The following is a 488-nucleotide window of genomic DNA, read 5'->3' as shown; positions in this document are numbered from 1 at the left end:
ACCGGCGGTTCAGGCCGGCTGGACGTCGATGAGCTCGACTTCGAAGGCCAGGGTCTTGCCGGCCAGCGGATGATTGAAGTCGACGGTCACCTGCTGCTCATCGAACGCCTTGACCACGCCCGGCAGTTCGGTCTTGGCCGCGTCGTTGAAGATCACCAGCAGGCCCTCGGCCAGTTCCATGTCCTGGAACTGGTCGCGCGGCATGATCTGCACGTTCTGCGGATTCGGCTGGCCGAAGCCCTGTTCGGGAAGAATGCTCAGGGTGCGCTTGTCGCCAGCCTTCAAGCCGAACAGCGCCTGTTCGAAGCCCGGCAGCAGGTTGCCGTCGCCGACCTTGAACGAGGCCGGCTGCTTGTCGAAGGTGCTGTCGACGACGTCGCCGTCCTCCAGCTTGAGGGCGAAATGCAGGGTGACGCGGCTCTCCTCGCCAATGCGGGTCGACTCAGCCATGGGCGGCTTCTCCGGATTTCTTCGATCTGAACATGTCG

The 488-nt window shown here is 63.5% G+C and carries 1 protein-coding gene; it reads right to left on the bottom strand.

The genetic code is table 11. From position 1 onward, the window contains the following. Positions 1 to 9: 9 nt before the first annotated feature. Complete coding sequence (gene fkpB, locus GYB81_RS23830; RefSeq protein ID WP_161898003.1) at positions 10 to 450, bottom strand: FKBP-type peptidyl-prolyl cis-trans isomerase; 441 nt, start codon at positions 448 to 450, stop codon at positions 10 to 12. Positions 451 to 488 lie beyond the last annotated feature (38 nt).

The sequence above is a fragment of the Pseudomonas yangonensis genome (assembly GCF_009932725.1).
Taxonomy (GTDB): domain Bacteria; phylum Pseudomonadota; class Gammaproteobacteria; order Pseudomonadales; family Pseudomonadaceae; genus Aquipseudomonas; species Aquipseudomonas yangonensis.
This window is presented reverse-complemented; position numbering and strand designations above follow the sequence as displayed.